Below are 18,111 nucleotides of genomic sequence, written 5' to 3' on the forward strand. Positions count from 1 at the left end.
GTCGCCCCCTCGAGAGGCCGAGCGCAGGTTCTGCGCAGTGGGCAACCCGGCATGGATGCCGGGTTAGCCGCGCACGGCCAAGGATGGCCGATCGCGGCGGGCCCACGGAGCAGGACCGGAGCGAGGGCATGCCGAGCCTTAGCGAGGCACCGAACGAAAGGGGCAAGAGCCCTTGGTTACTTGGGGCTCTTCCAAGTGACTCGCTGTAAAAGCGAAACCATTAGCGGCCGTTACCGCAGAAACGGATATGTACACAAACACCAAGCCAAAAAAAAACGTGCAACCAGCGCGCTCTTCAATGAACACCCCGATCACACGTACAGGCCCATAAAGCCCAAAGGGAAAAACCTCAGGCGACCTCACCAAAAGCCGCCTCAATCACTCAGCAAAAAACCGCAATCAACCCAGCACTTCCAGCGCCACACTTTCAATCCCGGCCGCATCAAGCCGATAGTGCCGGTAAAGATGAGTCGGCGGCGCAATCAGGCTGTACTCGTCGTAAATGCCATGCCGCCGCACTTTGACCCCAACGCCCTCTTCCGCAATCACCTCACACACCGCCCCACCCAAGCCGCCGATGATGTTGTGCTCTTCCACCGTCAGAATCGCCCGGCTATTGCGCGCCGCAGTCAGCACCGCCTCACGGTCCAGCGGCTTGATGGTCGTCATGTCGATCACCCCCACCGAACGCCCCGCGGCATTCAACGCCCGAGCCGCTTCAAGGGCCGGGTGAACCGTGGAGCCGGTGGCAATGATCGTCAGTTCATCGCCCGTCAAGTGCACAGTGGCTTTGCCGAAGACAAAGTCCGGAACGGTTTCATACACCACCGGATCACGCCCGCGCTGAATGCGGAAGTAGATCGGTTGCGGGTAGTTGGCCGACGCCAGAATGGCCGCCTTGAGCTGATTGCCGTCCGCCGGGGCGACCACTGTGATGTCGGCAATCGAACGCATGATCGCCAGGTCTTCAGTGGCATGGTGCGAGGTGCCGTAAAAGCCCAGGGAAATCCCGGCGTGGTGGCCGATCAAACGTACCGGCAACGCGGAGTACGCCACGTCCATGCGGATCTGCTCGCAGCACAGCAACGGCAGAAACGAGGCAAACGTCGCCACAAACGGCTTCATGCCCACCGCCGCCATGCCGGCTGCCGCCGACACCATGTTTTGCTCGGAAATCCCGAATTGCACGAAGCGCTCCGGGTGCAGCTGCGCAAATTTCGACAGGCCGTTGGAGTACTGCAAGTCAGCGGTGCCAGCGACAATCGGCTCGCCCTGCTCGACCAGTTCGATCAGCGCATCGGACAAGGCATTCAAGCTGGGTGTCTGGCTGTTCAGTTCCCGGTACTGCCAGGAGTTGTTCGACAGAGGTGCGGTATTCATGAGTTAAATCACCTTGCTTTTGATTTCGTCGATAGCACGTTGCGCATCTTCCGGATCGAGATAACCGAGGTGCCAGCCAGGCTCGGTTTCCATGTAGGAAACGCCCTTGCCTTTCACCGTGTTGGCGATGATGCAGACCGGCTGCGTGCGAGTGGTATCAGCCTTGAGGCGACGCAACAGGCGGGTGACCGCCGCCAGGTCATGCCCGTCGACCACATGGGTTTCCCAACCGAAGGCGATCCATTTGTCCGCCAGCGGTTCGATGCCGATGACATCATCGACATTGCCGTCGAGCTGGTAGCCGTTACGGTCGATGATCGCCACCAGGTTGTGGACTTTGTGGTGAGCCGCTCCCAGCGCCGCTTCCCAGACCTGCCCTTCCTGCATTTCACCGTCGCCGAGCATCACGTAGGTGGTGAACGACTTGCCGAGCATGCGCCCGGCCAATGCCATGCCCAGGCCGCCGGACAAGGCGTGCCCGATGGAACCGGAGGAGAAATCCACGCCCGGCACTTTGCGCATGTCGGGGTGATCGCCCAGCGGGTTGCCGAGGCGCGTGTAGTTATCGAGGATCTCTTTCGCAAAGAAGCCCCACTCCACCAGCACCGGAAACAGGCCGACCGCCGCATGCCCCTTGCCCATCATGAAGCGGTCGCGATCAGGCCATTTCGGCTCGCCAAACCGCAAGTCCATCACGTCGTAATACAGCGCGGCGAACAACTCGGCGGCGGAAAAAACCGAGGTGTAGTGACCGACCTTGGCGATCTCGATCAGCCGGATGGTTTCCAGGCGAATGAACTGGGCTTTTTCCCGCAGGCGAGCCAGTTCAGTGGCGGTCAGTTCGAACGCGCGATCACCTTCGCGCAGGTCCTGTCTTGTCAAATCAGTCATGTGTAGTGTCCAGGCGCATTACCAAAGTTGCGGCCACATCCGGGACGTGGCCGTACACACGCACGCAATCGCGACAAGGCGATTACTGCGCTTTCAAACGCGGTGTCATGTAGTCGTTCAAACGGGGCATGACCTGCTGCGCCGTCAGCTCCATCGAGCGCCGCCACAGTGCTTCGTCATCCCACTCGTGGAAGGCGGTCATCAAGGTGCCGAACGGCCCGGTCTGCTCACTGAACGCGACCAGTTGTTCGGTCACGGAATTCACGTCGCCGTAAATCACCATTTCCTTGATGCAGTGATCGACCGTCACTTCCGCATCGGTCATGTCGGGGCGGGTCTTGAAGATCTTGGTGTAGTTGTTGGACGACAGGTTATCGATCATGTAATCGAAGTAACGGCGCAGGGTGCAGCTGTCCTGCGCCAGGTAGTCTTCGGCCTGGGCCTGGGAGTCGGCGACGAACACCGAACGGGCCACGCGCCAGTTGTTCGCATCGGCCTTGATCCCGGCACTTTCGGCGCCCTGGCAGTAAGCCAGCCAATGCGAGGCCACGGTCGCCGTCGGGTTGAAGTTGGCCGACATCAGGTCCCAGTCTTTGGCCCCGGCCAGTTTCGCCGTTCCGGAAAACGGGCTCATGGCCGTGGTTGCAACCCGTGGGAACGGCTTCTGGAACGGCGTCGGCATGTAGCCGATTTCCAGCTCGTGATTCACCGAGTCCTTGAGGCTGACCTGGAAGTGCTCCGAGGAAAACTCGTAAGGGGCGCTTGAGTTCCAGATGGCGCGGATCATCTCGTAGCATTCGACCATCATCTGCCCACGGTCCTTGCCGTTGCTGCCGAACACCTCGAAATCCGAGGCCAGGCCACCCGGGCCGATGCCCATGATGAAACGGCCCTTGGACATGTGATCGAACATCGCGGCATCAGCGGCAATCCGCGCCGGAAAATGATGTGGCAGGTTCAGCACCCCGGTGCACAACTTCATGCGCCGGGTCAGCGGAATCAGGGCGGACATGAATTGCAGGGCATTGGTCACCGGCTCCGTGCGTTGCGAGGTGTGCTCGCCGACCCAAAGCTCATCAAAACCGACGGCGTCGGCGTGGACGGCGCAGGCAATATCCTGGTCGTACATCTCGTGATAATCCCAGCCCTTGTGATGAAGGGGCTGCATGAACATGGCAAGTTTCATGTCGTTCTCCTGCTGTTTTCAGTGATCGGTGCGCCGCTTGATTTCAATGCGCGGCACACCGCTTTCAGGACGTGCGCTCGTTTTGCAGGCGTGCCAGTGCCGGCGCTGCAAGTCGCAACGTTCAAGGGATGCGTTCAATTTTTCGCGGCGATCGGCTTGAGCAAGCGCAATCAGCCGTGCCTCTTCAACTGCCGTGCAGCAACCAGCCGCCGTCCACCAACAGATCGATACCCGTCACGTAGGAGGCCAGCGGCGACACCAGAAACAGCACCGCATTGGCGATCTCGAAGGGCTCTGCCGGCCGCCCCAGTGCAATGTTGTTCAACACGTTGTTCTGTCGGTGTTGCTCCAGCAGCTCCGGCTCCAGATTGCCTGGCGTTGCCGTCAGCCCGGGGGATACCGAGTTGACGCGAATGTTGAAGGCGCTCAGGTCCTTGGCCAGGCTTCGCGTCATCGCCAGCACCGCGCCTTTTGACGCGTCGTAGGTGCAGTGATTGGCCATCGGCCGGTGACCGCAAATCGACGACAGATTGACGATCGCCCCGGCGCTCGCCTGCTTGCGCATTTGCCGTTGAGCGGCCTGTGCCCCTAGAAACACCGCACGCGTATTGATGGCGTGGAGTTCATCCCAGAAACCTGGATCAATGTCGTCAACGGCCTTGAGCGGATAAACGCCTGCGTTGTTGATCCAGATATCGAGGCGGCCGTATCGCTCGATGGCGGTGTCTGTCAGGCCCTGGATGTCGGCGGGACGACAGACGTCGGTGGCCAGGAACGAAACGGCAAAACCGGCTTCGATCAGTTCATGGCAACGCTCTGGCGCCAGGCTGCCGATCAGCACGTTGGCCCCGGCTTCGGCCAGCCGTTGGCTGATGGCGAACCCGATGCCACTGCCACCGCCGGTGACGACGGCGGTTTTACCGCGCAAGTCGAGCAACTCGGCAAAGGGCCGGTAAGGTAGCGGTTGATACGGGGTAGACATGATGGAGCTCCTCAGTGACAGCCCGTTATCAAGCGGTGGCCAGGGTCATGATGGTGTCGGGCGCGATCTGCGGTCGGTGCAAAATCCCTTGGGAACAACCGCGCGCCATGACCATCACCCGATGGGACAAACCGATGACTTCTTCAAGGTCGGAACTCACGACAATCACCGACACGCCGGTCTTCGACAGTTCGATGATCAACTCGTAAATCGCCGCCCGCGCACCCATGTCGATGCCCCGGGTCGGCTCATCGAGAATGATGACTTTCGGGTTGCGCGCGATCCATTTCGCGATGACCACTTTCTGCTGATTGCCGCCCGACAACTTGTCGAGCATCTGTTCCGCCAGGCCCTTGATCCCCAGTGTCGCAATGCGCTCCTGGGCAAACGCCAGCACCCGCTGATTGGCCATGACGCCGCAGGAGCTCAGGCTGTCGAGATTGCAGTAGGCAAGGTTTTCGGCAATGGTCTGGCTCAGCACCACACCTTCGGACTTGCGGTCTTCGGGGATCAGCACCACGCCGGCACGGATCGCCGCCAGCACGTTGTTGGCCGGCAGGTGCCGGTCACCCAGCATCACCTTGCCGTGATTCACCGCACTCAACCCGGCAATCGCCTGAACCAGCTCCGTGCGGCCGGCGCCGACGATGCCCGCGATGCCGAAGACTTCGCCGGCCTTCACCGAAAACGAAATGTCGTGGAAGCGCCCGGCCTTGTCCGACAGCTGTTCGACATTCAACACCACCTCTTCGCGAGGCGCTGGCAGCTGCGGAAACAAGCGCTCGATCGAACGTCCGACCATCTGCGACACCAGCACGCTGACATCGGCCGCTCCGGTTTCGTGGCGAGCAATGAGGTGGCCATCGCGCATGACCACCACCTTGTCGGCGATCCTGGCAATCTCCTCCATCCGATGGCTGATGTAGATGAAAGAAACGCCCTCTTTCTTCAACTCCTCGATCTGCCTGAACAACAGGTCGGTCTCTTCCTTGCCCAGCGCCGCCGTCGGTTCGTCGAGGATCAGCAGCCGCGAATTGAACGTCAGCGCGCGGGCGATCTCCACCAGTTGCTGCGCGGCGATTTTCAACTGGCGCACAGGGGTGTCCGGCGAGATATCGAGGCCCAGTCGACGCAGCTGTTTTTCTGTCTCGCGGTACATGTGCTTGCGGTCGATGATCCCGTCCCGGGTCGGTAGATGGCCGAGGAAAACGTTCTCGGCCACGCTCAGGTCAGGCAGCAGATGGATCTCCTGATGAATCATGTTGATCCCCAGGGCAATCGCCGCCCCCGGACCGGTCGGTGCATAGGGCTGGCCGGCGAGGAACATCGTGCCTTTGGACGGCGTCAGCGCTCCGGCGACGATGGAGGAAAAGGTCGATTTGCCCGCACCGTTTTCCCCCAGCAGCGCCACCACTTCCCCGTAACCGATATCGAGACTGATGTCCTCCAGCACCTTGACCGAGTTGAAGGATTTTCCGATGTTGCAGGCGCTGAACAGCGGCGCCTGATCGCTGGTGATCGCTTTCATGACGTGCCCTCCTTCGCCGATCTCAAGGATGTTGCTCAAGGAAAGCCGCGACGTTTTCCCGGGTGGTGACGAAGGCCGGCAGCAGCTGGGTCTTCTCGACCGGTTTGCCTTGTTGCAGATTCACCGCAGTGCGCAAGGCTGTACGGCCCATTTCCACCGCTTGCTGGGTGATGGTCATGTCCAGCTTGCCGTCGCGGATGGCTTCCAGCGCCGACGGCAAACCGTCGTAGCCGAACACCCAGACCTTGTGATCGATGTTGGCGACTTTGACCGCCTGGGCGGCACCGAGCGCCGGGGCATCGGAACGCCCGATGAAGACGTTGATCTTCGGGTTCTTCTGCAGCATGTCCTGGGCGACTTTGAAGCCGTTGTCCTGTAGCCAGTCGGTAGGTTTCTGGTCGACGATTTTCATCTCCGGCGCCTGGGACAGCACCGCGTTCAGGCCCTTGGCCCGAGCCACTTCCGTAGAGTCGCCCAAGGTGCCCTGGAGCAGGCCGATTTCAGCCTTGCCCCCGGTCAATGAGATCATCTGCCGGGCCAGCTCACCCGCTGCCGCCAGGTTATCGGTGGAGATGTAGGCATCGCATTCGACGTTCTTCGGGAAATTGTCGATGCAGATCACCGGCACGCCCTGCTGACGCGCCAGCCGCACCGGCACGGCCGACGCCGCGCTGCCCGTGGCGGTATAGAGCAGCACATCAATGCCCTTGCTCAACATGTCCTGAATCTGGCTGACCTGCCGGGCGGGATCGGCCTGTGCGTCGGCCACCAGCACGTTCTTGATGCCCAGGGTCTTGGCCTGTTCCATGACGCCGTCACGGACCATCAGGTAGAACACCCATTGCAGGCTCGGGATCGACATCCCGACAGTGATCTGTTCCGCCGGTTTACTCTCGGCGTGAACGCCTGCCGACATCATGCAGGTCAACAGCGGCAGCCACAGAAAGCGCCGCGAAAATGCGTGGAGGTTCATGTCTTTATCCTTTTTATTGTGTGTTGGACGGTTCGACCAAAGGGGTTCAGTCAGCTTTGCGCTTGAGCAGATCGAGCATCACCGCGAAGGCAATCACCGCGCCGATGACCACTTGCTGGACGAAGGGAGAGATGCCGGCCAGGTTCAAGCCGTTGCGCAAAACGCCGATGATCAGTACGCCGACAATCGTGCCGACCACGCTGCCGGCGCCGCCCTTGAGGCTGCCGCCACCGATGACCACCGCCGCGATCACATCCAGCTCATAACCGACACCGGCGCCCGCTCCGGCTGTGTCCAGGCGCGAGGTCATGATGATTCCGCCCAACGCGGCGCAAATGCCCGAGATGATGTAGACGGCACTGGTGTAGCCCTTGACGCGGATGCCGGCGAGCTTGGCCACCTTGCTGCTGCCGCCGATGGCGTACAGGCTGCGGCCGGGGACGGTGAACTTGAGAACGAACCAGAACACCAGGGCCAGTACGATGAAGCAGGTCACGGTCAGCGACAGCACACCGCCGTAGCGAATCACCGAGAGGTTGCTGAACCACTCCGGGAAACCGCTGACTTGCGCGCCGTCAGTAACCATGTAGGCCAGCCCGCGAGCGATGGACATCATTGCCAGCGTGGCAATGAAAGACGGCAACCCTGCCCTGACCACCATCAACGCCGTGGTTGAACCACACGCCGCACCGGCAGCGATCGCACCAAGCATGGCGACCCACATCGGCAAGCCGAGCACCTGTTCGAGCCAGCTCATGACCATGATCGCCACCGCGAGCACCGCGCCCACGGACAGGTCGATACCGCCGATGAGAATCACCAGCGTCATGCCCAGCGCCATGATGCCGAGCACGGTGACTTGATCCAGTACGTTGAGCAGGTTACTCAACGTCAGAAAACTATCGGTGAAGACTGTTAATACCGTGCATAACAATAAAAGGCCGATCATCGGGCCTGCGACATTGGTGTCCAGTCCGATCCACTTGGGAATGGACCCGGACAGTCTTGATTTCACCAGCAACTGATTATTCATACCCACATCCACTTCTTATCTAATTGTTATAAGACCGAGCAAGACACAACGACTGTTTAATTCCCAAGTTCCCTGTAACGCCCGCCCATATACAGAAGCGGCGCTTCCAGAGGTTGCGTAATCACATCAATGACGTTGCCGATGAATATGGTGTGCGTGCCGTGTTCGATTTCCTGCACCACTTCGCAAAAGATCGCAGCCTGCGCGTCGACCAGGTAACGAATGCCGTGCATACCGGTCTGCCAATCGCCTGCGACGAAGCGCTGCTCGCGCAGGTCCGGCTGACTGAAAATCTTGCAGATCGGTTCGTGGTTGTTTTGCAGCATGTTCACGCAGAACAGCCCGGAGCGCTTGATCACGGGTGAGGCGCTGGCGCTTCGGTTGATGCAGATCAGCGCCGACGCGGGGTCCATCGACACCGAAGAAAAAGCGGTGGCCGCCAGACCATGGGGGTGGCCGTCATCATCGAGTGTGGTGATCAGGGTTATGGAGGAGGCGAAGCGACCCATCGCCAATTTGAATTGGCCAGCCAGATCAATCGCTGGGGCGGCCTCTTGATATTGAACACGCATACATAAACCCTCTTCTTATTGTGACTCATCAAGCGCAGGCATTCATTATTAACAATCACCCAGCATTTTCTATTCACTTTTAAAAAATTGACTTTTCAACTATTCCGAAAGGTGAAGCCAACAACAAACTCATTTGAATTACCTTCACAAGTGCCCTGAAACGCCCGCCCCAAGGGGCTCTCATGTTTATGGCCGTACTTATCAACACCGCCGACAATATGGCTTTAACTGAATAATCGGCCGATACTTCATGAACAACTAACAAGAAACTTCCGCGAGACGAACTGCCATGGTTGATCGATTACAGGACATGCGAATGTTTCGCCTGGTCGTGCAGACCGGGTCACTTTCAACCGCCGGACGACAAATGGGCCTGTCGCCAGCGGCCATGAGTGGCCGGCTCAAGGCGATGGAGGAGTTCTATGGTTTGCGCTTGCTCAAGCGCAACACCCGCAGCCTGAGCCCCACCGCCGAAGGGCAGTTGCTGTTTGAAAACGCCCTGAAAATTCTCGAACAGGTTGATGCGCTCGACAGCGTCATCAAAAACGGTCACAGCGATCTGCTGGGCACCATCGGCCTGACCTGCCCGACCGACCTGGGTCGGCAGTGGGTCAGCCAATTGGTCGATGCGTTTATCCGCGAAAACCCGCATGTCAGCATCCGCCTGTTTTTCACTGACCGGATACTGGACTTCGTCGAGTCCGGCTCGGACATCGCGATCCGTTTCGGTGACCTGCCGGACAGCTCGCTGATCGCCCGCAGCCTGGGTGTGGACCGGCAAATGGTCTGCTGTTCGCCGCAGTACCTTGAACAACACGGCACGCCCCTGCACCCCGAAGACCTGCATCAACACAACTGCCTGGTGCAACTGCGCGCCGACTTTGCACTGGATCGCTGGAAGTTCATCAACAAGGGCGGGCCGACCACGATTCAGGTCAAGGGCAACCGGCTGGCCAACGACGGCTTTACCCTGCGCCAGTGGGCGGTTCAAGGCTTGGGAATTATCTGGAAGTCGGTCTGGGAGGTGGCGGAGGACATTCAGGCCAAGCGGCTGGTGCCGCTGCTGGAAGACTATCAATGCCCTACCACGGGGTTCCATTTGCTCACCGAAGGCGGGAAGAAATTGCCGCCACGGGTCAGATCTTTTGTCGAGTTTGCCGTTCAGTACTTCAAGCACCTCGACACCGCGTCGCGACACATTCTGAGCCCGACGCCCGACGCCATCGTGCTCAGAGAAGCGAAACCGCCTGCAGATCGACAAATACCGGTTTGAGGTTTGTCAGCATCCGCTCATAGGCCTTGCGCATGCCGGCATAGAACGCCTGCTTCGAAACGTCGGGCAAGGTCAGGGTTTCGTCCGGACGCGGCCAATCAGTGGCGGTCTGCTGCAAATCAGCGAACACCCCGGCACCGTGCCCCGCCAACATGGCTGCGCCGAGCACACCGTACTCGGCGGCTGGGGGTTTGCGATAAGGCAGGCCCAGCACATCGGCCTTGATCTGGTTAAACAGCTGGCTGCCGGAGCCGCCGCCCAGACTGAATACATCACCCTGATCGACAACGATCTGCATGTCCTTCATGCACCCGAGAAAACGCGCGTATTCGTAGGCAATCGACTCCAGCATTGCCCGGTATTGGTCGCTGCGGTCGTGGGTCCAGTCGAGACCGACGAAGGCGCCGGCCAGCGAGGCATCGAACGGCGCATGGCGCCCGCCGAGATGGGGCAAGAACAATAATTTATTGCGCTCGGCCAACGGCGCGGCGGCCCGCTGTTCGAGCTGTTGGCATTCGACGCTATCGAGACCGAACCGATTGAGGCTGATGCCGGCCCCACCGACGTAGGCCATCGAATAAAACAGCTCGGGGATGCAATGCCGGAACGTGGCGAGGGTGTTGTGCTGCGAGTCGACCGCATAGTGGTCGAGCAACGTCGCCAACACTGAACCGGTGCCGGCAATGTCGAACAGTTGCCCCGGCGTGAAGGCCCTGGTGCCCAGCAACGATGCGGCAATATCCCCACAGCCGGCATAAATCGGTGTGCCGGCCAACAGTCCGCAAACGCTCGACGCACTGGGGCCGACCGAGCCGATGCGATCCCAGGGTTTTACCAGCGTGGGCAGCCGGTCGGCCTCAAGGCCGAATGCCTCAATGAGCGAAGTGTTCCATTGCATCGCCTGGCTGTCGGCAAAACTGTTGAAGCCCAGGTAGGTGTAATCCATGAACGCGGCATCGCTGTTCAAGTCGGCCATGCGCCCCGCCACATACGCGGCCGGCATGATGATCTTGCTGATCTTGCGGTAGGTGTGCGGTTGTTCCTCGCGCCAATACAGCCATTTCGCCGCGTGATTGGCACTCACCGGGCCACCCGAACATTGGATGATCTGTGGCTCGCAGGCCTTCAGTCGCGGGACCTGACTGGCGCAACGCAGATCCAGCCACGAGTCATAAGGCGTGGTCGCCTCCCAGTCCCGGCCGATGGTGGAAATCCCGGCCATCTGTCCGCAAATCGCCAGGCCAGCAACGTCCGCGAGCTGGAAGTCGGACTGACTCAAGGCATCCTTTATCGCCAACAGGACCGAGGCATACAGTTCGTCAGGGCTCTGTTCGAACACCTGACGCGCGGGATTCAACAAACGTGTGGGGCGACTGGCGGCGCCCAGGTTGCGGCCGTTTTCGTCCATGACAACGACTCGAGTGCTTGAGGTGCCCATGTCCACCCCAACCAGCAATGCTCGACTCTTCAAGGGTTGGCGCTCGCACAATTCAGCGGTGATTGTTATGCAGACAGAATACTGTCATCAAACACCCTGCGCATTAACTGCCACTGTCCGTGCGAAAAAGCCTGAGCGCCGGTGGTCAGCGGCGACGGCGCAAGATTTCGCCGCCGCCTCCTGCAGGCAGTTCTCAATCCTTGAATTGCGTCAGTTGCTGGTTCAACGACCCGGCCTGATCGCGCAATTGCAGCGACTGATCGAGCAGGCTGCGGATCGCGTGATCGTTCTGCTCGGAGATGCGGCTGACACCCTGGATGGCGACGGACAATTGCTCACCGGTGGCGGCCTGGCTTTGGGTCTGGCGCGCCACTTCGCTGATGCGCGTCAGAATGTCCTGGGCATGCTGGCGAATCTGATCGACACCTTGCGCCGAGGTGGTCAGTTGCACCACGCCCAGGCGCACCGCTTCGCCGACTTGCTGGACGTTGGCAACCGTGTTGCGCACATCAGAACCGATGGCGCCGATCATCTCGCCGATTTCACCGGTCGAGCGGCTGGTGCGTTCTGCCAGTTGCCGCACTTCGTCCGCCACCACAGCGAATCCGCGTCCCTGCTCCCCTGCCCGTGCGGCTTCGATTGCAGCGTTCAGGGCCAGGAGGTTGGTCTGGTCGGCGATGCTGCGAATCACCGCGATGATCCCGGCAATCTGCTGCGAGCGTTTTTCCAGGTCGCCCACAGTGCCGGCAACGTCGTCCATGGTCTGGTCGATGTGGGTGATCCCGGCCAGGGTCTGGTTCATATCGCCGGAGATATGCTTGGTCAGCTCTTCGGTGTTGCGCGCCAGTTGCTCCACGTCTTCGGCTTGCTGCGACATCTCGGTGACCGAGTGCGCCAGCGCGGTGACGCCGCTGGCCATTTCTTCGGTTGCGGTGTGTTGCGACGTCGCCCGGTCGGCAACGGCCTGAGTGGTATCGCCCAGGTGATTGGAGATCTGCATCAGGGCGCCGCTGCTGTGGCGAATCGACCCCACCAGATCCCCCAGGCGCTGGATAAACTGGTTGAACGCGCCCGCCAGTTTGCCGGTTTCATCGCCGCTGCGTTGTTCAAATCGCAGGCCCAATTCGCCGCCCCAGGCCTGGATACCGACCGTCAGGCCGGACAGAGGACGAATGTGCCACGCGAGCAAATGCCAGAGCACGATGGCCAATGCCAACAGCGCCACCAGGCCGATGACGACGGCGGTCCAGAGAAACTGATTGATACCCGCCATGGCTTCGGCCAGCGGGTACGCCACCATCAGCGCCCAAGTGTTCGGGGCTTTGCCGATGCGCACCGGTTGCAGCACATAACCCCAGCCATCGCGCTGGAAGTCATACGGCTGACCGGCCTTGATCGCCTCTTTGGCAGCCGTCGGCAAATCGTCGGCCGGCTGGCTCAAACGCTTCGCATCAGGGTGGCTGGCGTACAGGCCGTTGCTCGAAACCAGAGCGCCATAACCTTTGTAGGCATCGATTTTCGCCAGTTGGCGATTGATGCTTTCAAGCGGGATATCGACACCCGCCACGCCCAGGGCTTTGCCGTCCTGCAACAGTGGCGCCATGATCGACACCATCATGACTTTCTGGCCGCTGCCCGTGCTGTAGGCAAACGGTTCGGAAGCCCACGGCTGACGGCTGTGCAGCGGCTGATAGTAGTACTGGTTATCGGCATTTTCCGGGGTGTAACCGCTGAGCGCTTCCGATTTCACCGAGCCACTCGCACGGTTCCAGTAGGTCAGGTAACGGCCGGTGGCGTCGTGATTCGGCTGGTTGGCGAATTCGCTGTCCTTGCCATCGAAGGCGTTGGTTTCCCAATACTGCCCCAGGCCCAAAAGTTGCGGATTGGCTTCAAACAGTTGGCGGGTCACGGCATCGGCGGTCTTGCGATCAACGTGCTGTTGCTGCATGGCCGTTGCGACACTGGCCAGCGATTCGGCGACGGTAAAACCGACACCCAGTTCGACTTCCACTTCCTTGGCATTGGCCTTGACGACCGTGTCGACCAGCTCGGCGGTTTCTTTGATGGAGGAGCCATAAGCGATATAGGCGATGGAGCCCAGCAGCAGCGCCATGACGACGACGGTCCCGATCAGGGCCGTCCAGAACAGCTTGAAGTGCAGAGAGCGATTAGGCATGGACATTCTCAAGTGCGCGATTCGTCAACCAGCACGGAGCGCCCAACGGTGTGAATGCAGCCCTGCTGGCAAATTATTTATAGTTGATATTATTTTGCCACTATATAGAAGCGCGCTCTGCCGGTGCAACTTGAATGACCGCGAGGTCACAAGCCTTGCACGGCATCACTCGGAAACGGCGATCTGGTTTCGGCCACGGGCCTTGGCTCGATACAGGGCCTTGTCGGCGTTGTTCATCAAGCTGTGCAAATCAAGGTCGGAGGCGTCCATCGACGCGACACCGAGGCTGGCCGTTATGCAATGCACCGGCCCGGTCATCAATTCGGCAATCGAGCGGATGAGTTGCTCGGCAATGTTCAGGGTTTCTTCAATCGAGGTGTCCGGGAGCAGGATGGCGAACTCCTCTCCCCCCAGCCTGCCGTAGACATCCGTTTCACGAAACGAGGTGCTGATGACCAGGCCCATCTGACTCAGCACCTGATCCCCGACCTGATGGCCATAGGTGTCGTTGATGTGTTTGAAGTGATCCATATCCAGCATCACGGCGCACAGCGGCAGCTGATTGTTTTTGCAGTAACTGTGCAACTGCTGGGCGTGCTCGAAAAAAGCCCGGCGATTCCTCAGGCCGGTGAGTTCATCGGTCTGCGCGGCAAGATTGGAAATGCGGTGCGCCTGCTCCATTTCACGGGTCAATCGAAAGGCGGTTTCCACCGCATCGGAGAGTTTGCGGGTAGCGCTGGCCACGAAGGAGGCGAACACCAGCACCGCCAGTGCCATGCCGACTTGCATCGCTGACGGCTGGAACAACAGCCATATCGTGCACGGCAACAACACCAGGCCAATGGACACCAACGTCATGTATCGGTAGGCCGAATAGCAGGACACCGCACTGACCGACATCCCGACGGTAAAAAGCATGACCAGTGACTGAGCCAGAATATCGTCCGGGGGCATCAATGCCAGCGCGCCCGCACCCCAGATACCGGCAGATAACACCAGCGTGCTCCAGTATTTCCACTCCCATTGCTCAGGTGTGCGCGTACTTTTGTCGCTGCGGAAATAGGCGATGAACATCGAGACGCGCAATGAAGTCGACGCCGTCAGAATGCCCATCCACCAAAAAATGACGTGGTGATCGAAGCGCTCCCAACACAGCAGGCACAGCATGATCGCCGCCAGGACACTGCCCGGGATCGCCGTCACCGACTGATGGAACAACTGGTGCAGGCGATCAGTGCGTACCTGCGCTGCTATCAAAGCATCCGGGTCATACCGGGGTCCGAGTCCTTCCATTTGATCCGCCTGATCATGATGCTTCGTCAAAGAAGTATTGTGGCACCCAGCCAGTAGCGCAAACAACCGAGGCCTTGAAATGTTTCCGGGCGCCAGATTGAAAGAGTACGTCTATCACGCCCCAACACTCGCCCTATTAGCTGACTTCCCGACTCAGGTCTAACCTTAGTCTGCGCTGGCGCCATAAGCCGGCCGGATTAGCGCTGAAAAGGAGACAGGAATGAGCCCGAAGCTTGACTAGGCCACCCGTGGGCCACCGCGCAGGCAACCTGATTGCCGCTGTTCAGAATTCCCGTGTGGTCACCACAATCAGTTGATCCAACTGCTGGCCCTGCAGCCTATGTCCTTGATTCCGCTCGTTGCTATTTAACGCCCGCCCCGGGCCCGATAGCCGGATGAACACGACCAAAGGTAGCTCGCACATGGCAAACGAATCGAAATGCCCGTTCAATCATGCCGCAGGCGGTGGCACCACCAACCGTGACTGGTGGCCGAACCAACTGAATCTGAAGATCCTGCACCAGCACTCGTCTCTGTCAGACCCCATGGACGAGGGCTTCAACTACGCCGAAGCGTTCAAAAAACTCGACTTTGCGGCGGTCAAGCGCGACCTGACTGCACTGATGACCGACTCACAAGACTGGTGGCCAGCAGACTTCGGTCACTATGGGCCGCTGTTCATCCGCATGGCCTGGCACGCCGCCGGCACATACCGCACCGGTGATGGTCGGGGCGGTGCCGGTTCCGGTCAACAGCGCTTTGCCCCGCTCAACAGCTGGCCGGACAACGTCAGCCTCGACAAGGCGCGCCGGCTGCTGTGGCCGATCAAGCAAAAGTATGGCAACAACATTTCCTGGGCCGACCTGATCGTCCTCACCGGTAACGTCGCGCTGGAGTCGATGGGCTTCAAGACCTTTGGTTTTTCCGGTGGCCGCGCGGACGTCTGGGAACCCGATGAAGACGTTTATTGGGGCTCGGAAAACAAATGGCTGGGCGGTGACGTTCGCTACGACAAAGCGCAAAAACCCGTGCAAGCACCCGGCGATGTTCCACTGGTGGCCGAGCCCGGGAGAAATGAAGACAGCCGTACCGATGAGGGGCGCAATCTGGAAAACCCATTGGCCGCCGTGCAGATGGGCCTGATCTATGTGAACCCGGAAGGTCCGGAAGGCAATCCCGATCCCGTCGCGTCGGCCCTGGACATCCGCGAAACGTTCGGCCGCATGGCCATGAACGACGAAGAAACCGTGGCCCTGATCGCCGGCGGCCACGCCTTCGGTAAAACCCACGGCGCCGGCCCTGCCGACAACGTCGGTGCCGAGCCGGAAGCCGCCGGTCTCGAAGCCCAGGGCCTTGGCTGGAAAAACAGCTTCGGCACCGGCAAAGGCCCGGACACCATCACCAGCGGGCTGGAAGTGACCTGGACCACCACGCCCACCCGGTGGAGCAACAACTACCTGGAAAACCTGTTCGGCTTCGAGTGGGAATTGAGCAAAAGCCCGGCAGGCGCGAACCAGTGGGTGGCTAAAAACGGCGCCGGGGCCGGCACCATTCCGGATGCACACGACCCGTCCAAGCGGCGTAACCCGACCATGCTCACCTCGGACCTGGCGCTGCGCTTAGACCCGATCTATGAACCGATTGCCCGGCGCTTCCTGGCCAATCCGGATCAGTTGGCCGATGCCTTCGCCCGCGCCTGGTTCAAGCTGATCCACCGCGACATGGGCCCGCTCTCGCGCTACCTCGGCCCGGAAATGCCCAAGGAAGAACTGTTGTGGCAAGACCCGATTCCGCCGGTCGACCATGCCTTGGTCAACGACAGTGACGTCGCAGCACTCAAGAGCAAAATCCTTGCCTCTGGCCTGAGTGTCTCGCAGCTGGTATCAACGGCCTGGGCGGCAGCGTCGAGCTTCCGTGGCTCCGACAAACGTGGCGGCGCCAACGGTGGACGCCTGCGACTGGCGCCACAGAAATCCTGGCAAGCCAACCAGCCCGAACAACTGGCGAGCGTGCTGGCGAAACTGGAAAGCATTCAGCGTGAGTTCAACAACAGCGGCAAGAAAATCTCGCTGGCGGACCTGATCGTGCTGGCCGGCAGCGCCGGTGTCGAACAAGCCGCAAAAAATGCCGGTCACAGCGTGACGGTGCCGTTCACACCGGGACGGACGGACGCCTCGCAAGAGCAGACGGACGTCGAATCCTTCGGCTTCCTCGAACCCATCGCCGATGGTTTCCGCAACTACCTGAAAACCCGCTACCGCGTAACGGCCGAGCACCTGTTGATCGACAAGGCGCAACAACTGACCCTCAGCGCACCGGAAATGACTGTGCTCGTGGGCGGTTTGCGGGTGTTGAACACCAACGTCGGACAGACCCGACACGGCGTGTTCACCCAGCAACCGGAGGCGTTGACCAACGACTTCTTCAAAAACCTGCTGGACATGGGGGTGGAATGGAAGCCGGTGTCGGACGCCAATCAGGAGTTCGAAGGGCGCGATCGCAAAACCGGCCAAGTGAAATGGACCGGGACGCGGGTCGATCTGGTCTTTGGCTCGAATGCGCAACTGCGGGCCTTGGCCGAACTGTATGCCAGCAGTGATGCGAAGGAGAAATTCGTCAAAGACTTCGTAGCGGCGTGGACGAAGGTGATGAACCTGGATCGTTTTGACCTGTAGGAGCCGGATTGCTGGCGATGCGGTGGTGGCCGTGAGGACGCCATCGCCGGCAAGCCGGCTCCTACAAGTCTCGGGTTTCATCGACGGACTCTTGTAAATAAACGGCACCGCTGAAACAACAACGCCTCCCAAGTGGAGGCGTTGTGCTTATTGCGCATTGAAGGAAGGAATCAGGTCGGAGAGATCGTGGCCAAGGCACCGATCAAAATGGTTAACAGCAGAAATCCACCCAGAAAAATGGCCATCTTGGGCATGGGGCCTCCTACATGATGAGTTTGCGGTTCAGTGGCTACCGCGACTGCGGACCGTGCGGTCATTGTGGGGCGCAGGACTGGTACATGACAGATGCAGATAGCGCAGAAAAATACGGATCAGAACAAGACCCCGGGCGAGACACCATCAAACCTGTAGGAGCCAGCTTGCTGGCGATGGCGTCCGCGAGATCGCCATCGCCAGCAAGCCGGCTCCTACAAATTGCGGGGTGTTTGGGATTGAGGGCCCACACAAAACCTGTAGGAGCCAGCTTGCTGGCGATGGCGTCCGTTAGATTGCTATCGCCAGCAAGCCGGCTCCTACAAATTGTGGGTGTGTTCGGGATTGAGGGTTCACGCAAAACCTGTAGGAGCCCGGCTTGCTGGCGATGGCGTCCGTGAGATTGCTATCGCCAGCAAGCCGGCTCCTACAAATTGTGGGTGTGTTCGAGATTGAGGG

The 18,111-nt window shown here is 59.9% G+C and carries 12 protein-coding genes and 2 pseudogenes; 2 read left to right on the forward strand and 12 right to left on the reverse strand.

Annotated elements, in window-relative coordinates; all coding sequences use genetic code 11:
* Nucleotides 1-399 precede the first annotated feature (399 nt).
* The 8 genes from KGA97_RS25425 to KGA97_RS25460 form a co-directional block, all read right to left on the reverse strand.
* Nucleotides 400-1,380: a transketolase family protein gene (locus KGA97_RS25425; RefSeq protein WP_207286423.1), complete on the reverse strand. Its 981-nt coding sequence runs from the start codon at nucleotides 1,378-1,380 to the stop codon at nucleotides 400-402.
* Between the two features lie 3 nt (nucleotides 1,381-1,383).
* Nucleotides 1,384-2,271, reverse strand: a complete 888-nt coding sequence (locus tag KGA97_RS25430; protein WP_008042088.1) for a transketolase — start codon at nucleotides 2,269-2,271, stop codon at nucleotides 1,384-1,386.
* An 82-nt stretch (nucleotides 2,272-2,353) separates the two neighbouring features.
* The gene (locus KGA97_RS25435) at nucleotides 2,354-3,457 is read right to left on the reverse strand and encodes an LLM class flavin-dependent oxidoreductase (RefSeq protein ID WP_008033231.1); all 1,104 of its coding nucleotides are present in this window, start codon (nucleotides 3,455-3,457) and stop codon (nucleotides 2,354-2,356) included.
* Between the two features lie 184 nt (nucleotides 3,458-3,641).
* Nucleotides 3,642-4,439 carry an SDR family NAD(P)-dependent oxidoreductase gene (locus tag KGA97_RS25440; RefSeq protein WP_223481721.1) on the reverse strand — a complete coding sequence of 266 codons (798 nt, stop codon included), beginning with the start codon at nucleotides 4,437-4,439 and terminating at the stop codon, nucleotides 3,642-3,644.
* 28 nt (nucleotides 4,440-4,467) lie between these two features.
* Nucleotides 4,468-5,967 (reverse strand): sugar ABC transporter ATP-binding protein, encoded by a 1,500-nt coding sequence (locus tag KGA97_RS25445; RefSeq protein ID WP_008033229.1) that lies wholly within the window; start codon nucleotides 5,965-5,967, stop codon nucleotides 4,468-4,470.
* A 22-nt stretch (nucleotides 5,968-5,989) separates the two neighbouring features.
* Nucleotides 5,990-6,940 carry a sugar ABC transporter substrate-binding protein gene (locus tag KGA97_RS25450; protein WP_008042074.1) on the reverse strand — a complete coding sequence of 317 codons (951 nt, stop codon included), beginning with the start codon at nucleotides 6,938-6,940 and terminating at the stop codon, nucleotides 5,990-5,992.
* A 46-nt stretch (nucleotides 6,941-6,986) separates the two neighbouring features.
* Nucleotides 6,987-7,973 (reverse strand): ABC transporter permease, encoded by a 987-nt coding sequence (locus KGA97_RS25455; RefSeq protein ID WP_008033226.1) that lies wholly within the window; start codon nucleotides 7,971-7,973, stop codon nucleotides 6,987-6,989.
* Between the two features lie 56 nt (nucleotides 7,974-8,029).
* The gene (locus KGA97_RS25460; protein ID WP_008042072.1) at nucleotides 8,030-8,545 is read right to left on the reverse strand and encodes a flavin reductase family protein; all 516 of its coding nucleotides are present in this window, start codon (nucleotides 8,543-8,545) and stop codon (nucleotides 8,030-8,032) included.
* Nucleotides 8,546-8,834: 289 nt separating this feature from the next.
* On the opposite strand from KGA97_RS25460, the gene KGA97_RS25465 reads away from it, so the two are divergent.
* A complete protein-coding gene (locus tag KGA97_RS25465; RefSeq protein WP_263287980.1) occupies nucleotides 8,835-9,818 on the forward strand; it encodes a LysR family transcriptional regulator in 984 nt (327 codons plus the stop codon).
* Here the strand turns inward: KGA97_RS25465 and KGA97_RS25470 are convergent.
* From KGA97_RS25470 to KGA97_RS25480, 4 genes and pseudogenes are all read right to left on the reverse strand, one after another.
* Nucleotides 9,775-11,262 carry a xylulokinase gene (locus KGA97_RS25470; RefSeq protein ID WP_317848247.1) on the reverse strand — a complete coding sequence of 496 codons (1,488 nt, stop codon included), beginning with the start codon at nucleotides 11,260-11,262 and terminating at the stop codon, nucleotides 9,775-9,777. The two genes, KGA97_RS25465 and KGA97_RS25470, sit on opposite strands and share 44 nt — an antisense overlap.
* A 187-nt stretch (nucleotides 11,263-11,449) precedes the next feature.
* Nucleotides 11,450-11,986: pseudogene (locus KGA97_RS29695) on the reverse strand (methyl-accepting chemotaxis protein); the annotation flags it as partial.
* Nucleotides 11,987-12,310: 324 nt separating this feature from the next.
* Nucleotides 12,311-13,438: pseudogene (locus tag KGA97_RS29700) on the reverse strand (cache domain-containing protein); the annotation flags it as partial.
* A 159-nt stretch (nucleotides 13,439-13,597) separates the two neighbouring features.
* Nucleotides 13,598-14,725 (reverse strand): sensor domain-containing diguanylate cyclase, encoded by a 1,128-nt coding sequence (locus tag KGA97_RS25480; protein ID WP_008042064.1) that lies wholly within the window; start codon nucleotides 14,723-14,725, stop codon nucleotides 13,598-13,600.
* A gap of 422 nt (nucleotides 14,726-15,147) precedes the next feature.
* Between KGA97_RS25480 and katG the strand changes: the two genes are divergently transcribed.
* Entirely contained in the window at nucleotides 15,148-17,400 is a 2,253-nt protein-coding gene (katG, locus tag KGA97_RS25485; RefSeq protein WP_223481725.1) for a catalase/peroxidase HPI, read from the forward strand.
* Nucleotides 17,401-18,111: the final 711 nt, after the last annotated feature.

Source organism: Pseudomonas sp. BF-B-15 (assembly GCF_019946675.1).
Taxonomy (GTDB): Bacteria; Pseudomonadota; Gammaproteobacteria; order Pseudomonadales; family Pseudomonadaceae; genus Aquipseudomonas; species Aquipseudomonas migulae.